The organism is Thermosipho atlanticus DSM 15807 (genome assembly GCF_900129985.1).
Taxonomy (GTDB): Bacteria; Thermotogota; Thermotogae; order Thermotogales; family Fervidobacteriaceae; genus Thermosipho_A; species Thermosipho_A atlanticus.
Genome location: NZ_FQXN01000003.1, coordinates 218,534 through 235,936 on the forward strand (window position 1 = coordinate 218,534; position 17,403 = coordinate 235,936).

19 protein-coding genes are annotated in these 17,403 nt (G+C 28.6%); 16 read left to right on the plus strand and 3 right to left on the minus strand.

What is annotated here, in order from left to right:
- The first annotated feature begins 1 nt into the window (after position 1).
- The 3 genes from BUB65_RS05095 to BUB65_RS05105 are packed head-to-tail and all read left to right on the plus strand — an operon-like array spanning position 2 to position 2,252.
- Positions 2–604 carry a 2-oxoacid:acceptor oxidoreductase family protein gene (locus tag BUB65_RS05095; protein WP_073072924.1) on the plus strand — a complete coding sequence of 201 codons (603 nt, stop codon included), beginning with the start codon at positions 2–4 and terminating at the stop codon, positions 602–604.
- Complete coding sequence (locus BUB65_RS05100) at positions 528–1,058, plus strand: diacylglycerol kinase family protein (protein ID WP_084728038.1); 531 nt, start codon at positions 528–530, stop codon at positions 1,056–1,058. The genes BUB65_RS05095 and BUB65_RS05100 overlap by 77 nt, the downstream gene beginning before the upstream one ends.
- A 27-nt stretch (positions 1,059–1,085) precedes the next feature.
- On the plus strand, positions 1,086–2,252 hold the full coding sequence (locus tag BUB65_RS05105; protein ID WP_073072926.1) for an S-layer homology domain-containing protein: 1,167 nt from the start codon (positions 1,086–1,088) through the stop codon (positions 2,250–2,252).
- 49 nt (positions 2,253–2,301) lie between these two features.
- On the opposite strand, the gene BUB65_RS05110 is transcribed toward BUB65_RS05105, so the two are convergent.
- On the minus strand, positions 2,302–4,173 hold the full coding sequence (locus BUB65_RS05110; RefSeq protein ID WP_200773534.1) for a transketolase: 1,872 nt from the start codon (positions 4,171–4,173) through the stop codon (positions 2,302–2,304).
- Positions 4,174–4,321: 148 nt separating this feature from the next.
- Between BUB65_RS05110 and BUB65_RS05115 the strand changes: the two genes are divergently transcribed.
- The 13 genes from BUB65_RS05115 (at position 4,322) to BUB65_RS05175 (ending at position 15,394) form a co-directional block, all read left to right on the plus strand.
- Complete coding sequence (locus BUB65_RS05115) at positions 4,322–4,783, plus strand: flavin reductase family protein (RefSeq protein WP_073072930.1); 462 nt, start codon at positions 4,322–4,324, stop codon at positions 4,781–4,783.
- On the plus strand, positions 4,783–5,379 hold the full coding sequence (locus tag BUB65_RS05120; protein ID WP_073072933.1) for a class I SAM-dependent methyltransferase: 597 nt from the start codon (positions 4,783–4,785) through the stop codon (positions 5,377–5,379). Before BUB65_RS05115 ends, BUB65_RS05120 begins: the two co-directional genes overlap by 1 nt.
- Complete coding sequence (locus BUB65_RS05125; RefSeq protein ID WP_073072935.1) at positions 5,376–6,053, plus strand: ATP-binding cassette domain-containing protein; 678 nt, start codon at positions 5,376–5,378, stop codon at positions 6,051–6,053. Before BUB65_RS05120 ends, BUB65_RS05125 begins: the two co-directional genes overlap by 4 nt.
- Positions 6,043–7,242 (plus strand): type II secretion system F family protein, encoded by a 1,200-nt coding sequence (locus BUB65_RS05130; RefSeq protein WP_084728039.1) that lies wholly within the window; start codon positions 6,043–6,045, stop codon positions 7,240–7,242. The genes BUB65_RS05125 and BUB65_RS05130 overlap by 11 nt, the downstream gene beginning before the upstream one ends.
- Before the next feature lies 1 nt (position 7,243).
- Positions 7,244–7,591 carry a hypothetical protein gene (locus BUB65_RS05135; RefSeq protein ID WP_073072936.1) on the plus strand — a complete coding sequence of 116 codons (348 nt, stop codon included), beginning with the start codon at positions 7,244–7,246 and terminating at the stop codon, positions 7,589–7,591.
- A 12-nt stretch (positions 7,592–7,603) separates the two neighbouring features.
- Positions 7,604–8,233, plus strand: coding sequence for a hypothetical protein (locus BUB65_RS05140; protein ID WP_073072937.1), 630 nt, complete (start codon positions 7,604–7,606; stop codon positions 8,231–8,233).
- A gap of 72 nt (positions 8,234–8,305) precedes the next feature.
- Positions 8,306–8,542 (plus strand): hypothetical protein, encoded by a 237-nt coding sequence (locus BUB65_RS05145; protein WP_073072938.1) that lies wholly within the window; start codon positions 8,306–8,308, stop codon positions 8,540–8,542.
- Complete coding sequence (locus tag BUB65_RS05150; protein WP_073072939.1) at positions 8,517–9,089, plus strand: hypothetical protein; 573 nt, start codon at positions 8,517–8,519, stop codon at positions 9,087–9,089. The genes BUB65_RS05145 and BUB65_RS05150 overlap by 26 nt, the downstream gene beginning before the upstream one ends.
- Positions 9,086–9,517, plus strand: a complete 432-nt coding sequence (locus tag BUB65_RS05155) for a hypothetical protein (RefSeq protein WP_073072940.1) — start codon at positions 9,086–9,088, stop codon at positions 9,515–9,517. The genes BUB65_RS05150 and BUB65_RS05155 overlap by 4 nt, the downstream gene beginning before the upstream one ends.
- Positions 9,510–9,968, plus strand: coding sequence for an MDR/zinc-dependent alcohol dehydrogenase-like family protein (locus tag BUB65_RS05160; protein WP_084728040.1), 459 nt, complete (start codon positions 9,510–9,512; stop codon positions 9,966–9,968). Before BUB65_RS05155 ends, BUB65_RS05160 begins: the two co-directional genes overlap by 8 nt.
- Complete coding sequence (locus BUB65_RS05165; RefSeq protein WP_073072941.1) at positions 9,965–14,011, plus strand: type II secretion system protein GspD; 4,047 nt, start codon at positions 9,965–9,967, stop codon at positions 14,009–14,011. Before BUB65_RS05160 ends, BUB65_RS05165 begins: the two co-directional genes overlap by 4 nt.
- Before the next feature lie 3 nt (positions 14,012–14,014).
- Positions 14,015–14,818 carry an AmmeMemoRadiSam system protein B gene (amrB, locus tag BUB65_RS05170; protein WP_073072942.1) on the plus strand — a complete coding sequence of 268 codons (804 nt, stop codon included), beginning with the start codon at positions 14,015–14,017 and terminating at the stop codon, positions 14,816–14,818.
- A gap of 6 nt (positions 14,819–14,824) precedes the next feature.
- The gene (locus tag BUB65_RS05175) at positions 14,825–15,394 is read left to right on the plus strand and encodes a ComEA family DNA-binding protein (protein ID WP_073072943.1); all 570 of its coding nucleotides are present in this window, start codon (positions 14,825–14,827) and stop codon (positions 15,392–15,394) included.
- Here the strand turns inward: BUB65_RS05175 and BUB65_RS05180 are convergent.
- Positions 15,391–17,133 (minus strand): peptidoglycan D,D-transpeptidase FtsI family protein, encoded by a 1,743-nt coding sequence (locus BUB65_RS05180; RefSeq protein WP_234946792.1) that lies wholly within the window; start codon positions 17,131–17,133, stop codon positions 15,391–15,393. The two genes, BUB65_RS05175 and BUB65_RS05180, sit on opposite strands and share 4 nt — an antisense overlap.
- Positions 17,130–17,393: a hypothetical protein gene (locus BUB65_RS05185; RefSeq protein ID WP_073072944.1), complete on the minus strand. Its 264-nt coding sequence runs from the start codon at positions 17,391–17,393 to the stop codon at positions 17,130–17,132. The genes BUB65_RS05180 and BUB65_RS05185 overlap by 4 nt, the downstream gene beginning before the upstream one ends.
- Positions 17,394–17,403: the final 10 nt, after the last annotated feature.

A 17,403-nucleotide genomic window follows, 5' to 3' on the forward strand; every position in this document is an offset into this window, starting at 1 on the left:
AATGAATTTGACAAGACCATTTTCCATAAGAATAGCAGGTATAGGTGGCCAAGGAAATATTATTGCAGGTTTAGTTCTTGCAAAATCGTTAGTAAATGCTGGTAAATATGTTATACAAACTCAAAATTATACTGCACAAGTTAGAGGGGGGCCAAGTTATTGTGATCTTTTAATTTCGGATAATCCTATTGATTTTCCAAAAGCAACAATTTTTGATATATTGATGATTTTACACCCTTCAATGATTAAGCAATGTAAATACGTTAAAAATAATGGTATAATTATAATCGATGATTCTTATTTGGAGGATTTACCATATAACGTGTTTCGAATGACAAAAAGGGTTATACATATACCAGCCTCAAAGTTTTCATTTGAAAAATTTTCCACTGAGATTTATGCGAATATGATTTTACTTGGTGTAATGATTAAGGCAACTTCATTAGTAAAAATGGATTATGTATTTAATTCACTAAAAGAGAATGTTAATCTTAAACATTTAGAAAACAATATTGAGGCGGTGAAGTATGGAACAACACTCACGGAAAAAGTCTATAAACCAAGAATCGAAAGAAAACATCAAAGAACAATTGGGTTCGAATAATTTAAAAGAATCATTTTCTCATGCTGTTGACGGAATAGTTTTTTCAATACTTCAGGAAAGAAATTTACGAATCCACTTTTTAATAGGATTCTTGGTACTACTCTTTTCACTCTTTCTGCCAATTGACAAAAATGATTTTATTTGGATTTTTTTTGCTGTTTTCTTTGTAATTTTATCTGAATTAATTAACACACTAATTGAAAATTTTTTGGATCTGTTTATTCCAGAATATCATCCAATAGTGAAAATAATTAAAGATATAAGTTCGGGGGTTGTTTTGTGGTCAAGTATGTTTTCTGTAATCGTAGGTGTCGCAGTATTCGGAACGTACTTATTTTCATGGAATATTTTACCTATTAAAATTTTAGGATTTATTTTTCTCTCGATATTTCCTTTTATTACAATTATTTGGGGTTATAAAAAATGGAAAAATTTAATTAACGATAAAAGATAATAAATACAAATTTGAGGAGGTGTAAGCATGAAAAAATTATTGGTGATTTTGTCATTATTGGTTTTTTCGGTTTTTATATTTGCAGCATTTAAAGATGTACCTGTGAATCATTGGGCATATGATGCGGTCAATGAATTAAGTAAACTAGGTATAGTTAGTGGAATGCCAGATGGAACATTTCAAGGTAATCAAGCAATGACAAGATATCAAGTTGCTGTTGCACTGTACAGGTTATTGGAGAATATCCAAGACAGGATTGATAAAGCAATTTCTGGTTCAGCAAATGTTGAAAAGGTCAGAGAGCAAGTTTTAACCCTTTCAGATTTAGTAAGCACTGCATTGAATAAAATTGATGCTTTGAGTTCATTAAATAACTCTGTACAAGTTATTTCAAATGATGTAAGTGAGTTGAAAACTTCCTTGGTAAATATTAAGGATGATTTAAAAAATTTGACGTTTGAAATAGCACAAATAAGAAAACTATCAAACGATAATTTAGAGAAAATTAAAGAACTTGAAGGCAAAATGAATAATTTAGCTATGAATCAGGATATTGAATCCATTAAAACTGAAATAAAAACTTTAAATTCTTCATTACAATTAAAAGCTGATAGCTCTTTGGTTACTGAAATTCAAAATCTAGTAACAAAAAATTCAAATCAGATTGCAGCTTTGAGCGGAGATATTAGTGTTTTAAAAACTGATCTTAGTTCTTTAGAGAAAAAGTTTGAGTCTCAAATTGGTAATTTGAATGATACTGTAAAAACTCTTCAACAAACTCTGGATAAAACTACACTTAAAATTACTTCCCTTGAAGAATATGTAGCTTCTAATAATAAGAAGATTGATTCGAGATTAGCAACTATATCAGGCGATTATTCACAGTTGAAGGTTGATTTTGATTCATTTTCAGTTAACACAACTAATAAGTTGAATAGTTTGACAAAAACAATTAATGACCTAGAAACAAAGTTGAACGCTTATGAAACTAAAATTGCAGAATTTGAAAAACTTAAATCAGACTATGAGGTTTTTAGAAATAACACCGCATCAAGTATAACTGAAATAAATAACAAGGTGCAAAACTTGGAAGATATAACATCAAAACCTGATAGTTTATCAATGATTTCATTAATTCTTTCAGTAATTGCTACGGGTGTTTCTGTTTTTGTACTGTTTAATTCTTTACCATAATAGAATTTGTTTAATTTTTATAAAAAAGGGAGCTTTAAAGCTCCCTTTTTTATTCTTCAAATAAAATTTTAATATTTTTTATAATTCCTTCTTTATCTAATCCAAACAATTTAAACAGGTATTTGTAATCTCCTGAAACTGGGAATCTATCAATTCCAACTTTTAAGAATTTTTCAGGTAAAATTCTCATTTCAAATAATTTGGCTTCAATCATTTTTCCTAAACCATTAAATACGTTATGATCTTCGAGAACTAGTATTTTGGTTCTTGAATATCTTGCAAGAGTTTCTTCATCAAGATCTAACGGACATGAAACGTTAAGTAATGCAACATCAATTCCTTCCCTTTTTAGTTCATCTACGGCCTTAATAGCATGAGGAATTATTGAACCCATTGTAATAATTACTGCATCGTTTCCTTCTCTTAATACATCAATCTTTCCATATTTGAATTCGTAATTTTCATCGAAGAAAATTGTTCCATCTTCTTTTTTAATTGGTTCTAACTTGCTTCTTCCCATAGCTACAACAAAGTTTCCATACCTTGATGCAACGTATCTTACAACTCTATCAGTCTGATTAGGATCAACGGGGACTATTACCTTGAAACCGAACCATGAAGTTGGAGCAGAAATATAATTCAATGCATGATGAGTTTTACCATCTTCACCCACATCAATACCACAATGTGTTACAACAACTTTCAAGTTGGTATGATTAATTGCATTAAGTCTATGTTGGTTAAAAGTTTCATCAATACCAAAAACGCCGAAATCAGCAAAGAATGTTACAAAACCTTCAACGCTCAAAGCACCAGCAAGTGCCGCAGCATTGTGTTCCTGAACACCAATCTCAATGATTCTATCAGGTCTTTCTTTATCAAGTATATTTAGTTTGACTGAACCTTTTAAATCGCAGTCTACTGCAACAACATTATTGTTGTTTATTGCCAAATCTGCAATTGCTCTTCCTAATGCTGTTCTATTATCTGTTTTTTCTGTATAAATTCTTGGTTTACCTGTGTTAATTTTGACGTCATACTCAAGTTTGATCTTTTCGTGTTCAACAATTGGTAAACTATCTCTTATTTTAATAAATTTTTCAATATCATTTTCAATATTTAATTCATTAAGAGCATGTTCAAGCTCTTCTCTATTAAGTGGTTTTCCGTGGTAATCCGGTTTATCTTCCATAAATGAAACACCTTTTCCAATAATTGTATGTGCAATTATGACCGTTGGAGAATTGTCTTTTTTGGCTATTTTTAATGCTGAAAGTATCTGTTCGTAATCATGTCCATCAATTTCTATTGTTTTCCAACCTGCAGCTTCATATTCTTTTTTTAAATCAACGTACATTATATCTTTTGCCCTTCCACTTATTTGGATATCATTGTAATCGACAATTACAGTGAGATTATTTAATTTGTATTTTGAAGCAGTTCGTCTTGCTTCAGTAACTTGTCCTTTTGCACTTTCGCCATCGCTCATTAAAACATAGACGTGATAATCTTTGTTTTTAAATTTAGCAGCTAAAGCCATTCCTACGCCGGCAGATAGGCCCTGACCTAAATTTCCTGTCGTCCACTCTACACCAGGTATTCCTCTTGTAATATGGCCTTCAAATATACTTGATGGGTGCCTAAAACCACTAATCACTTTTTCTCTGTCTACAAAACCGTAAGCTGCTAGTGTACTGTAAACTGCAGGCGAGATATGTCCATGACTAATGATAATTCTATCTCGATTTTCATTCCAAGGGTCATTTGGAAAGACATTTGCAAAAGAATATAATGTTACCAGTAAATCAATCGATGACATTGAACCACCGGGATGTCCGGAGTTAGCAACGGAAGTCATTTTTAAAATGTCACCTCTACAATTTGTTGCTAGTTCTTTAAGATGTTCAATTGTCAAAATCACCACCTCCTTATCAAAATTATTATATCATCTTAAAATTACGATTGGTTAAAAATTATTATTCGAAAAATGTTAAATATATAATTATATTTGGGATAAAAATTTTGTAATGTGATATAATACTATAATGTAATTTAAGCGAGGTGATTGTATGGATGCACTTGGTAAATTGTATTCTTCAGTAGCTGTTGTAAGTATGAATTTAAATGGGAAAATTAATGGAATAACAGTTGCATGGATTGTTCGTGTTTCCATTAAACCAAAATTGATTGTTATTTCTATTGGAAAAACAAGGTATAGTCATGAATTATTAAACAAAGTAGAATATTATGGTGTTTCTGTTTTGTCCTGTAAACAAAAAGAGATTGCAAAAATTTTTGGAACATATTCAGGAAGAAATTATGACAAGTTCAAAAATGTTGAATATACTTTTTCAAAAAGGGGATTACCGATAATAAATGGTTCAGTCGCTTACTTGGAATGTAAAATTATAGATAAATTTGATGTTGGAGATCATACTTTGTTTGTCGGTGAGGTTGTTGATGAAAAAGTTTTATCCAATGAGAAACCATTAATATATGGGGAACACAAAATTTTGGAGGTGCTTGACTAGTGTTTGAACACTATTACACTGAAAATCCTACAAGTCAATTACGAGTAAAAGAAGTTGAACTAAAATTGTCAAATGGGCATATATACAAGTTTAAAACTCCTTCAGGGGTATATTCATTTGGGAAAATAGACAAAGCTTCCAAAATTTTGATTGAGTATACATCAATAAAGACAGGTAAGGTTTTAGATATAGGTTGTGGGTATGGATTAATAGGGATTACATTAAAAAAAGAATATCCCGAGATTGAATTGTATATGAGTGATATTAATAAACGAGCTGTGGAATTTGCAAAAATCAATGCCAAAGAGAATAATATTGAAGCGATTATAAAACAAGGAAATTTGTATGACGTTTGGGAAAATTTTATTTTTGATCATATAATTTCCAATCCTCCTATAGTAGCTGGTAAAGAAGTGTGGATGGAATTGATAACAAATGCTTATACACATCTGAAAAAAAGCGGCTCATTAGAACTTGTTGCTTATCATAATAAGGGTGGGAGAAGAATAAAAGAATTTATGAAAGAAATTTTCGGAAATGTGGAAGAGTTATGTAAAAAAGGAGGCATTAGAGTATATAAATCTATAAGATTATGACAATAAGTTTAGTAAATGTCTCATATGTTTACAACAAAAATACTCCGATTGAAAAAAAAGTATTAAAAAGAGTAAATTTAGAAATAAACTTAAACGAAGTGATTTATATTGTCGGAAAGACAGGCTCTGGTAAAACTACGTTATTGTATTTAATTGATTTTTTAATTAAACCTACATCTGGTATAATATATGTTGATGGTAAAAGTCCATATGATAATCCGGATAAATATAGAAAAAATATAGGATTTGCATTCCAGTTTCCTGAAAGGCAGTTTTTTTCAGAAACGGTTAAAGATGAAATTACATTTTCTTTGAAAAATCTTAACATAGATAATGTTGATAAAAGATTAGAGTATGTTCAAAGAATTTTAGATATTGATGATGAAATGTTAACGAAAAATCCTTTCAAATTATCCGGTGGTGAACAAAGAAGAGTAGCTATTGCTTCGGCCATTGTGCATGATCCAGAAATATTGATTCTTGATGAACCTACGGTAAGTTTGGATTATATTAATGAAGCAAGAATAATAACGTTTTTGAAGGAATGGAGTAATATAAAAAACAAAACTTTGGTAATTGTAACGCATGATATAGAAAAGTTTAAAGAAATACCAGGGAAGGTATATTATCTTAAAAAAGGCAAATTAATAAGGAGTGATTCCATTGGTATATAGATATGTGGCTGTTAACAAAGAAAAGAAGAAAGTTTCGGGAACAATTGAGGCTGATAATGTAAAAGAAGCAATATTTAGACTCCGGTCTAATGGATTTGCAGTTTTAGAAATTAGGGAAGCAAGAGTGTTTAATTTTAGTTTGAAAAATTTATTTGGAATTCCATTGAATGATATTGTTTTGTTTTCAAGGCAGTTTGAAACGATGATAAGTGCGGGAATCAGAATTAGAGATGCACTTTCGGTATTAACTGAACAGGAAATTTTTTCGAAAAGATTTAGAAATGTAATAAAAAAGGTAATAAATGAAATTGATGGTGGGAGTTCTTTGTCCGAAGCATTTGAAAAACAAGAAGTTTTTGATGAAGTTTTTATAAACATGATAAAAGCAGGTGAAGAGGGAGGAGTATTAGACGTCACTTTAAAGAAACTTGCTGTGTATTATGAAAATGTATATAAAATGCAACAACAAGTAAAATCAGCAATGGTATATCCTACGTTTATTTTAACTTTTGCTGTAATTGTTGTGATGGTAATAAGTGTGTTTATTTTACCCAAATTATTTAGTGCATTTGGAAGTAACATTCCAAGTACAGGTATGATAGCTTTTTTAATGAACTTAAATCAATTTCTCAGAAACAACTGGCTTTTAGCAATTTTAATTGTTATAACTGCGTTTGTTGGGATATTTATTTTTCTCAAAACAAAATATGGTGTAATTACTAAGGAATTTATTGGAAAGATAATTCCTCCCGTAAGAAAGTTAAGAGAGAAAATAACTCAGGAAAGATTTTGCCGAACTTTTGGTGTTTTAGTTGGTAGTGGTGTATCAATAATTGAATCTCTAGGAATGGCTGCAAACGCTTCTAACAATAGACAATTTATTAACAAAATAAAAAATGTCCAAGAAAAAGTTAAGTCAGGAAGCACATTAAAAAATGCTTTAAAATCTGAGAAAGTATTTCCTCAGATTATTTATGAAATGGTAGGTACTGGTGAAGAAACTGGACAATTGGATGTTGTGATGGAAAAAGTTGCCGACTTTTTTGATGATCAAATTCAGCAAGATACCAAAAAGCTATTATCACTTATTGAACCACTGATGATAGCTTTTGTTGGCTTATTTATTGCATTTTTGGCTTACACCATGTATTCGACTATTTTCTCAATGCAGTCCACAATTGGTGTATGATATGACGTATTTAGAGATTTTAATTATCATGATTATTTCAGTGTTAATTTTTTCTATTTCAATGTTTGGAATTTTAAATATTTTGAATAAAAATTTATTTAAAGAGGAAATGCTAGAAACTTATATTTATTCTGGCCTTTGGAAATCAAAAGGAAATTATTTAAAATATAGTAAGTTTAGATTTACTATATACTATTCTCAAAGTGATTTAACAATATCTAAGCTACTTGAAACAAACAATTTGTTTTCAATTACTGATTTAAGAATTGTCCCTTTTAAATGGGTAAATGGCGGGAATTTTGGTGGGGTAACTATTGAACCTATAACATTTGAGGTTAACACGAAATAAGGGGGGATTAATTTGAGCATTATTGGAAGAAAAATAATATCATTTGATGTTAAAAATAATCATATAAATTATGGGATTGGAAATTACTTATTTGGTAGGGTTAGGGTTAAAAAATTTGGGGAGTATAAATCGAATATAAAATTTGAAATAGATGACTTAATTGTTGTTAACTTACCTTGGGATCTTATTCTTCATTTGTCGATAGAAACTCCTGGAATTGTAAATGAAAAACAATTAAGAGAATATTTATCAATTGAAATATCACAGAATTTAGGTATTGATTCTTCCGAATTATATTTTGATTATGTTAAACCAATTTCTGACAAAATAAATGTTTTTGTAGTAAAAGAAGCAGATTTAAAAGTATACTTAGAAAAAATTAAATCTCAAGGTATTCCCGAACCAGATGTTGCATATCCCGATATTTTGAAAGAAGTATTAGTTTTGCAAAAGTATGTGGGTTTAAACTTGTATTTCATAGTTACAAATGATTACTCAGGAACATTGATTTTAATGGATAAGAATTTACGACATATGAGATTTTCGTATTTAACTCTTGAATATTTAAACAAGGTTGTTACAGATGAGTTTGGAATTAATATCTATGAAACAGAAAAATCTGATGATATTAATTTAAAATAAAAAATCAAACTGTTTTTAAAGCCTTTAGTAATTGATTTGATTTCTGAGATTGAGAGGGAAATTTTAATTTCAGTGAATTCAACAGAGGGACAAATTACAACAGATTTATTAAATGGAATAACAATATTAACTGATTCTGTGTTATTAAATGAATTAATTGAAGAAAATTACACATTGGGTGAAATATTGAATAAAAAATACTTAAGGCCAATTTTAAGCTTCCCCATTGATGATTTTTCTTATTTAGGTTGTACAGGGCTGCTTATAAGAGGGGGGATTGAATTTGGAAAAGTTAAATTTGTACACTGATAAGGTTCAAGTGATATCTTTAAAAAAATTTATAATATATTTGTTAATTGCTTTAGTACCATTTATTTCTATGATGTTTTATTCATATATCTGGAATCAATGGGAAGTTAGTAAAATAGCGGTGGAATATCCTAAAATTTTGAATGTAATTGAATTTTTTGATTTAAAAAATACTCCGAAACTTATAAAAAGTGAAATGAATAATTTTAATAGCAAAATATTTGAAATTTCAAATGAAATAAATAAATATCGCAACTATTTTAATGATGTTTTGAGATCAAAATATTTTTTGCAAATTTTGTTTAATGAGCTTGATGAAACTTTTAAAAAGTATAGAACTAACTTTTTCGTTGAGAATATTGAAATAACATCAAAGAGTTTTTTTGTAAAATTTTATGAATTTTCAAGAAACCAGTATATGGATCTTGAAAATCTTCGAAAGAAATTATCTGCAGTATATAAAGATTTTAAAATAGAACTAGTTTCAACAAAAAATCTTTATAAGGATTTTAAGGTATATGAATACGTTTTGGAGGGAAGTTTATGAAATTGAATAGGAGAGTTGCTTTTTTTATTGTTATGTTAGTTTTTAGCTTAAGTATCTTGTTTGGATTATACAATTTATTTATAATTCAAAAAGATTTCATTGAAAAATTAAAAAGTGATATTATAGAACTGAACGCTTTAATTTTAAAACGTGATTATTTGAACGAGGAGTTAAAAACTATAAAGCAGGAAATTGAAGATGAAAAAGTTAAGAAAGATTTGGAAAACTATTATAATAATGGAAATACCATTGAAGGTGTATTTGAAAAAACAGTGGTAGAAAATATACTCAAGATAATTTTGAACTCAAGGTCATTAAAAATTGATAGCCTTCGGATGAATGTTAGGACAAAATTTCCTTTTGTATTTGAAAAGCCTGATAAAGTTCTTGTAAGCTTTTTTGTTAAGGTTGGTGATTTAAATGAATAAAAAATTATTACTGATATTGATTTTTGTAATAATAATTTTTGTAATAATTTTTGTAATATTAGTTTTTTTAAATAAATCGAATTCAGTGATAACAAGTACGAAAACAAATGTAAGAGTAACTAGTATAAAGGATATAACATATATGTTTGAACCTGTGGGAAATGTTTCATTTTTTGAACCGTATTTTCTTAATATAAATTTTAACGATGTGAAAAGTGGGGACTATCAAATAGTTAATGAGCTTAGATATTTGGGTTTTTATTCTTATGATAATAGGAAAGAAGTATATATTGTTGAGAATGGAAAAATTATCAAATATAATATTAAAGATTTAATTTCTCAACGTTACTATGTTTTAAGTATTTCGAAAGCACATTTAGTTGTTTTGGATACGTTTGAAGGTACAATAAAGTTAATAATTTCAAACACTATTGGGGGGTTTGAATCATGAAAAAATACCTAATTTTTTTAATGCTGGTTTTATTTGTTGTGGCTGTTTTTTCAAAAGTCGTAAATATCACTTATTACGTTGAAGAGGAAAAATTGGTTGTTTTAGTTGAACTTGACCATGAAGCGCAACCTACAGAAGTAAATTTTGGTTGGAATGAATCTCAAACTGTTTATTACTTAGAATTATCAGAAAATTATGTTTCTTCAAATTCGTTTTTGCCTGTTTCGAAAGGACCATTAGAGGGTATACAAATTATTAATACTTCTGAAGGAATAAATGTATTTTTATTTATGCTTTTACCTACAAAACTTAATTGGTATGTTTTGAATAATAAAATTTTTATTGAAATGCCTCTTAGCATTTCTGATAAAACTGTTGATTATTCTTTTATTAATGCTCCACTTGATGTTGTAGCAAGGGAACTGTCAAGTACAATAGGAGTAGATGTTTCTCTTTATGAAAGTGTTAGAAACATGACTGTGAATCTTGATGTATCAAACGCTACTATTGAAGAAGCATTTAGACAGTTTCTTTTGAACAATCCTGATATTAGTTATGCTTTTACACCTGATAAGAAGTTATTTTTAGGTACTCCAGAAGAAATAAGTAAAAATTTTGCAAGGTACTGGTATGTTTATGATGGGAAGGTAAATGTAGATAAAATAAAAACTCTCTTAGGTTCAGGAACTTTTATACATTATCTAAAAGATAAAGCTAAAATTTTTGTATATGGTGGAGTTAGAGAACACAGAATGATTGCTGATGCTATTTCTCTTACTCCAACCGAAAGTTGGCATTACTTTTCTTATTTAGTTGATGAAAATACACTTCAAGAATTTTTAAATAATATTATGCAAATTTACGAATTTAAATTTGTAATTTTAAAAAGTTTAAAACAGGTTGCTATTTATTCTGATAATGAAGTTGCTAATATGGTAGGATACTATATTTCTATTTTAAAAACTGAAGAAATGGTAGATGAAATGAATCTAGAAAAAATAAAAGTGGGTTATCCTGAGAGGATAAAGACTATTCTTGATAATTTAGGAATTAAAAATAATTTAATAGGCGAATATGTAGAAGTTCCTAAAAAGTATACACCGTTAGTTCTGGAAATGAATAAAGATAGAGTAATTGGAAACCCGTATAGATTGGTTTTGGAAGATGTTTATTTTGATACTGTAAAAAATGCATTAGATTATTTGAATATTTCTGCCGAAAACAGTAAAGTTACAGAAAATAACGGTAAAGTATTTGTGACGTTGTTTGTTACTGAGGAAAAATATAACAGATTTTTACAGTTTATTGATATTGCTTCAACAAAAACAATAAAGGTCAAAGTAGAAAGGAATTTGATTAGTGATTTTGATATTAAGATTTTAAGTGAAGATGAAAATGGATTATTAATAGAAGGAAAGGAAAAAGTAATTGATGAAGTCCTGAAATTTGTTAAAGAATATAATTTAAAAGTTTCTGCTGAACAAAAGCAAAAAGAAAAAGAGAATATAGTAAATTATACATTGAATTTGTTGCCGACTGATCCAAATATAGAAGTATTTGAAGTTTTACTAAATGCTACTCCAACCTACTATACAAAGGAATACGCGATATTTGAAATAAATAAAGATGAACTTGAAAGTTTTAAAAATGCTGTTGATAACATTAGACAAGAATTCGGTAAGAAAATTCAGTTCATTGATGGATTTGTGATAGATGAGTCATTAAAAACTTTAGTAAAAGAATTATATGATGTTGATGTACTTGATTTGCAAAACGGTTATTTATTAAAGGGAATCAAAGTTGACCAAGCAATTAATTTTATTACAAATTATGCAAGAAGAGAAGATGAAATAAAAGAAGTTACCAAGTTATTAGAAATTACCCTGGAAAATTCAGATGAGATTGTTAAGATTTTAAAAGAAATTTATAATATTGATTCAATTTACTTCCCTGGAATTAGATATTTATATATGAAGGGTAAAAGTGAGGCAATAGAAAAAGCTATACAATTTGTTCAATCAATTGAACAACAGAAGGTAAAATCAAAGATAAAAATTTTGAATTTGAGTGCAACTGAACAGTTGAAAAATGTTTTATCGGAAGTTGCAGACTTGCAAATTTATACCTATCAAAATAAGACGATTCTTTATGGAACCGAAGAATCAATAAATAAAGCTGAAGAAATAATTGACAATTTAATTTCAAAAACATATGTGACGAAAATTGAAACTAATTTAGATTTTGAAAAAATTAAAGAATTAGTTAATTTCTTGTATGGAGATGAAGTGAGCGTAATAAGTATAGGAAATAAAGTTTATTTTAAAGGTCCAAAAATTTATATTGATGATATTATTAATCAAATAAACATGATAAGTGAAAGTGAAAAAACAGAAATGGAACAAAATAAGGATATCTATGTTGAAAATGGCCTGATATATGTTGATGTTAAAGATTATCAAATTGATAGCCTTATAGATTTGGTATTTAAAAAATTAAATAAAGCAATTGTTTTTAAAGAATATTTAGATAAACAAGTTTCATTAAATTTAAATGGTGTTACTTTTGAAAAATTTGTTAAAGTTTTAGAAAAATTTGGGATTGTTTTAAAGGAAGAAAATGGCATATACTATGTTTCTAACGAAAATGCTAAAAATATTTATATTTCAGATGGGAAAATTTTTATCGATGTTGTTGATGCTCCTCTAACAGATGTAGCCAAGACTGTATATAGTGATTTAGGGTTTTCAATCATTATTGATGGAGTTGATGAGAAATTAACATTGAAGTTGGATAATGCCACATTGGAAGATTTCGAAAATGTTATTAAAGAAAAAGTTGATATAGTTAAAGAAGGCCAGGTTGTATTTATAAAGCCAAAGGTAATAGGAGGAACGGTAGAAGGTGCACCGAAATACAAAGCGTTGGTCGAGTATAGTAATGGATTGTTTTCAATTGATGCTGAAGATGTGCCAATGGATGAGTTAATCAAAGAAGTAATGAAAAAAATAGGATATTCAGCAATTATTTCGAAAAATATTGATATCCAATCAAATATTTATGCTAAAAACATTACTTTTGATAACTTTATAAACATATTGAACAATTATAATATTTCAGTTAATCAAAAAGAAGATATTTATTTCTTTGAAAAAGCTACAGTGGATGCTACACAGAATACTAATATGTTTGTTTTTAGCGTACCAAGGGGTTCAGAAAAGGTGAAAGAGCTTGTGAGTTTTTATGGTGGGCAGTCATTTGTAGACACTGAAAGTGGCATGGTTATTGCCACGGGAATAAGTGCCAAAAACGCGGCAGAGATAAAAGATTACATAAATAACTTAATGGAGGTAAAATTAGCAGCGATTGAAGTAAGAGTAATTGACGAAGATATGAGTGATAACATAGAAATTGATCTTGGTAAATTAAGTACAGGTCTAGGTGAAATTTCAAGTGGTGGTTTGAATATAAACCTTGCATTAAGTGATTTGTCATTTGAAAAAATTGCCGAAAAAATATTGAATTCTGGAAATTCATCTTTAGATTTGACAAATAGTAGTCTTTCTAAAAGTCTTGCAAATTCAAATGTTGTGGCTAATCCAAATGTTGTAGCGAAAAGCGGGGAAACTGCAAATATAGTAATTGGTGATAAATTACCGATAATTTTAACTGATGCAGAAGGAAATGAAACAATTCAATATTTACAGTCAGGTGTTATATTAGAAATCACACCGTTTATTAATGCTGACGATACAATTGATTTAAAGTTAAGGATAGAAGTTAGTACATTTGATTGGGAATTAGGTGCAACGTCAATTTCAAAATTACCTGTTGAAAGAACAAGGGAATTTACTTCAACTTTGACATTAAAGGATGGTCAAACTTTGATTATAGGCGGACTTACAAGAGATGAGAAAATTGTTTCAACAAATAAATTACCAATTTTGGGTGACTTGCCTATTATTGGTAAGTTCTTTAGCAGACAAGTGGAGAAATTTACTAAAAGAAATCTTATAATATTTATAACGGCAAAGGTAGTGAAGTAGCAAGTGGTTAGAAAAGCAATTTTTTCGGGGAAATTTTATCCTGAGAAAGAAGAAGATTTGATAAAGTTTATAAAACAACATACAAATGGGAATGCTGAATATAGTGAAGGATATTTTAAAAGGTTGGGATTAATACTTCCCCATGCTGGATATATTTTTAGTGGAAAAACAGCAATTAAAGCCGTTGAAAAGGCAAGAAATATTGGAAAACCAAAAACAATAGTTATATTTGGGACAAATCACACAGGATATGGTGAGGGAATTTGCTCAGTATGGGATCATGGATATTGGGAAACACCATTGGGTGAGATAGAAATAGATGAAGATTTCGCAAGTAGATTAGTTGATAATTCTAATCTATTTAAGGTTGATTATACAGCACATTTCTATGAGCACTCTATAGAAGTTCTTTTACCAATTTTAAAATATTTCTTTGGTGATTTTAGAATGGTTCCTGTGGTCTATAATTTTCAAAGTCTGGAAAACAGCATTCAAATTATTGAAAAATTAATGAGTATATATGTTGAAAAGGTTTTATTTGTAGCATCTTCAGATTTGAATCATTTTGAAAATGATAAAGTTACTCGAGAAAAGGACTTATTATTAATTAAACAAATATTAAACAGGGACATAGAAGGGATCTTTGAAATTGTGAAATTACACAATATTTCTGCTTGTGGAATTGGCCCAATTTCGATATTAGTTGGTATGTTCGAAAAGATACAATTAATTGAACATACTACAAGTGCAGAAGCGACAGGGGATTATTCATATACTGTTGGCTATGCGAGCTTTCTATTAAGGTGAGATTATATGAGACTGTTCATAGAGAAAGTAAAAGATAAATTACCAGTAGTTGTGGTTATTGTAATTTTTATTATTTTAAGTGGAACAATTTTCCAAGAGAAATTTTTTAAAAATGAAATTCAGCAAAATACTAGTGTAAAAAGAAACTATGGAAGCCAAGTAATTGATATTAATAAAGCAGGTTATGAAGAATTAATTTCGTTATCGGGAATTGGTCCGGCAAAAGCAAAAGCTATAATTAATTATCGCGAGGAAAATGGAACATTTAAAAGTAAAGAAGAAATTATGAAAGTATCAGGAATTGGTAATTCAATTTATGAAAAAATAAAGGAAAGAATCAAAGTAGAAAACACTACTTTTCAGAAAGAGGCTTCAAAAGAAATTAAAAAAGTCAATGTTAATACTGCGGAAAAGGAACAGCTTGAGGAGTTGCCAGGAATAGGAAAAGTAAAAGCACTAGAAATAATAAAATACAGAGAGCAACACGGACCATTTAATACTTATGAAGATTTATTAAGTGTAAAAGGTATCGGTACAAAAACGTTAGAAAAAATAAAATTATTAATTGAATTTTAAAATCCTAGCGTTACTTGAATTTCGTTTGAAATTGTATTAGGTGTAGGATTTTGATCAATTACATATAATCCTACACCTTTAATTTTTATATCAAAAACTTTGTCAATTTTTCCGAGTTGGTATAAATTCCAGCCTAACAAATTAGGAACAACACCAGGTGTAATAACTTCAGCCTTTTTTTTCTTTTTGTTGATTATATCAACTATTGTTTTTACAACATCCTTAAAAATTGGTGCAGAAACAAAGCTTGAGAGTTCATATCCTTTTGGATTATCCACCCATACTAGAATAGTAAATTTTTGTTTTTTATATTCAAAAAAACCTTCAAAGGTCATGATGTATTCATTGGTACCAGGTTTTTTTTCTGCAGTTCCAGTCTTCCCATAAATTGTTAAGTTTGGAATTTTTGCAAGAATTCCTGTGCCATTTTCTACAACTTTTTTAAGTGCTTTTTTAAGAATTTGAGAAGTTTTTAATGTTATAACACGATAGGTTTTAGGTTTAGAATTTTCAATGATTGTCGGAGAAACATAAATTCCATTATTTACAACAGAATTAAATGCTGAAATCAATTGTAAAGGGGTTACACCGATGGAATAACCGATTGGAAGATATGCCCAATCAATTTTAGACCACTCTTCGCTTTTTTTTAAGATTCCTTTAATTTCTCCAGGTAATTCAATTCCAGTTTTTTCACCAAACCCAAATGTTTTAAATATTTCATAAAGTTTTTTTGTATCATAATCATCAACTAATAATTTTGCAGTTTTCACAGCGGCGACATTGCATGATTTAGCAATTGCATCATAAAAATCAATCAAACCATGAGTATGTATATCAGAAATTTTGATATCAAGTGAAGGATCAGGTTTAATATAACCATTGCAAATGAAGGTAGCGTCATCGGTGATCACACCTAGGTCTAATGCAGCTGCGTAAAAAACGGGTTTAATTGCTGAACCAGGTTCTATATAACCCATAATAAAATCTGGCCAATTTCGTGTTGTAATTAAGCTTTTAATTTTTCCTGTGTTTGTTTCCATTACAATAATTCCAACAGCGTCAGCTGAGTATTTCTCTTTTTCAAACAATGCAAGATCGTATAAAGCAGTTTGAAATCTAGAATCTATTGTGAGTTTTATTGAATTTCCATTTTTTGGTGGAATGTAAGATGAGATAGTAGCATTAGATGTGAAAAAACCTGAATACTTGATTTTGATTTTTCCGTTACTTTTATTATCTAAATAACTATCAAAATATTTTTCAACACCGGAAATACCCTTTCCGTCCCTGTAAATACCTATTATATTTTCAAATCCAAAATTTTTTATCGAATTTCTTTTTTCTAAAATATTAAAACTAACAAACGGAAGAAGATCAGGTGGAATTTTATTTTGTAATATTTCTTTGTCAAATGCTTCACCAAGTTTTATAAATTTTTGTTTAAAATTTATTTTTAGATTAAAATTTTTTGCTAGAATTTTTAAATCAATTTCGTAAGAAGGTTGGAAATATTTTTTTAGGAATTCAACATCAAGATATGCAACATAATAAGGATAACTTGTTGCTAAAATTTGATTATTACAATCAAAAATATTACCTCTTAATGCAGGTATTTCCTTTGTAAAAATTTTATCACTTTTTAATTCATTTAAAGAAAATAACTTTAGCATTACAATTAAAAGAAAAAAGCTAAAAATAAAAATTCCAAAATAAACTCTAGGATTTTTTTTCATCATTTAATAATTTCAGAACCTATCATTAGACTTTCAATATTTTTGTCTAAATCAACTAATTTACGATGAATTTCAATAATTTGATTTTCAAAAAACTTTTTTTGATTCAATAATTTGAGATTTTGCTGAGAATAGAAAGAAGATAATAAGAAAATTGTTAGAAATAAAACCACAGGTAGTGTTAGTTTGAGTGTCATACTTAATACGTGAGTTATTTTATAACTTAATGTTCGTTTCCGCTTCGCTTGAACACTAACAGCCATTTGACTTCCC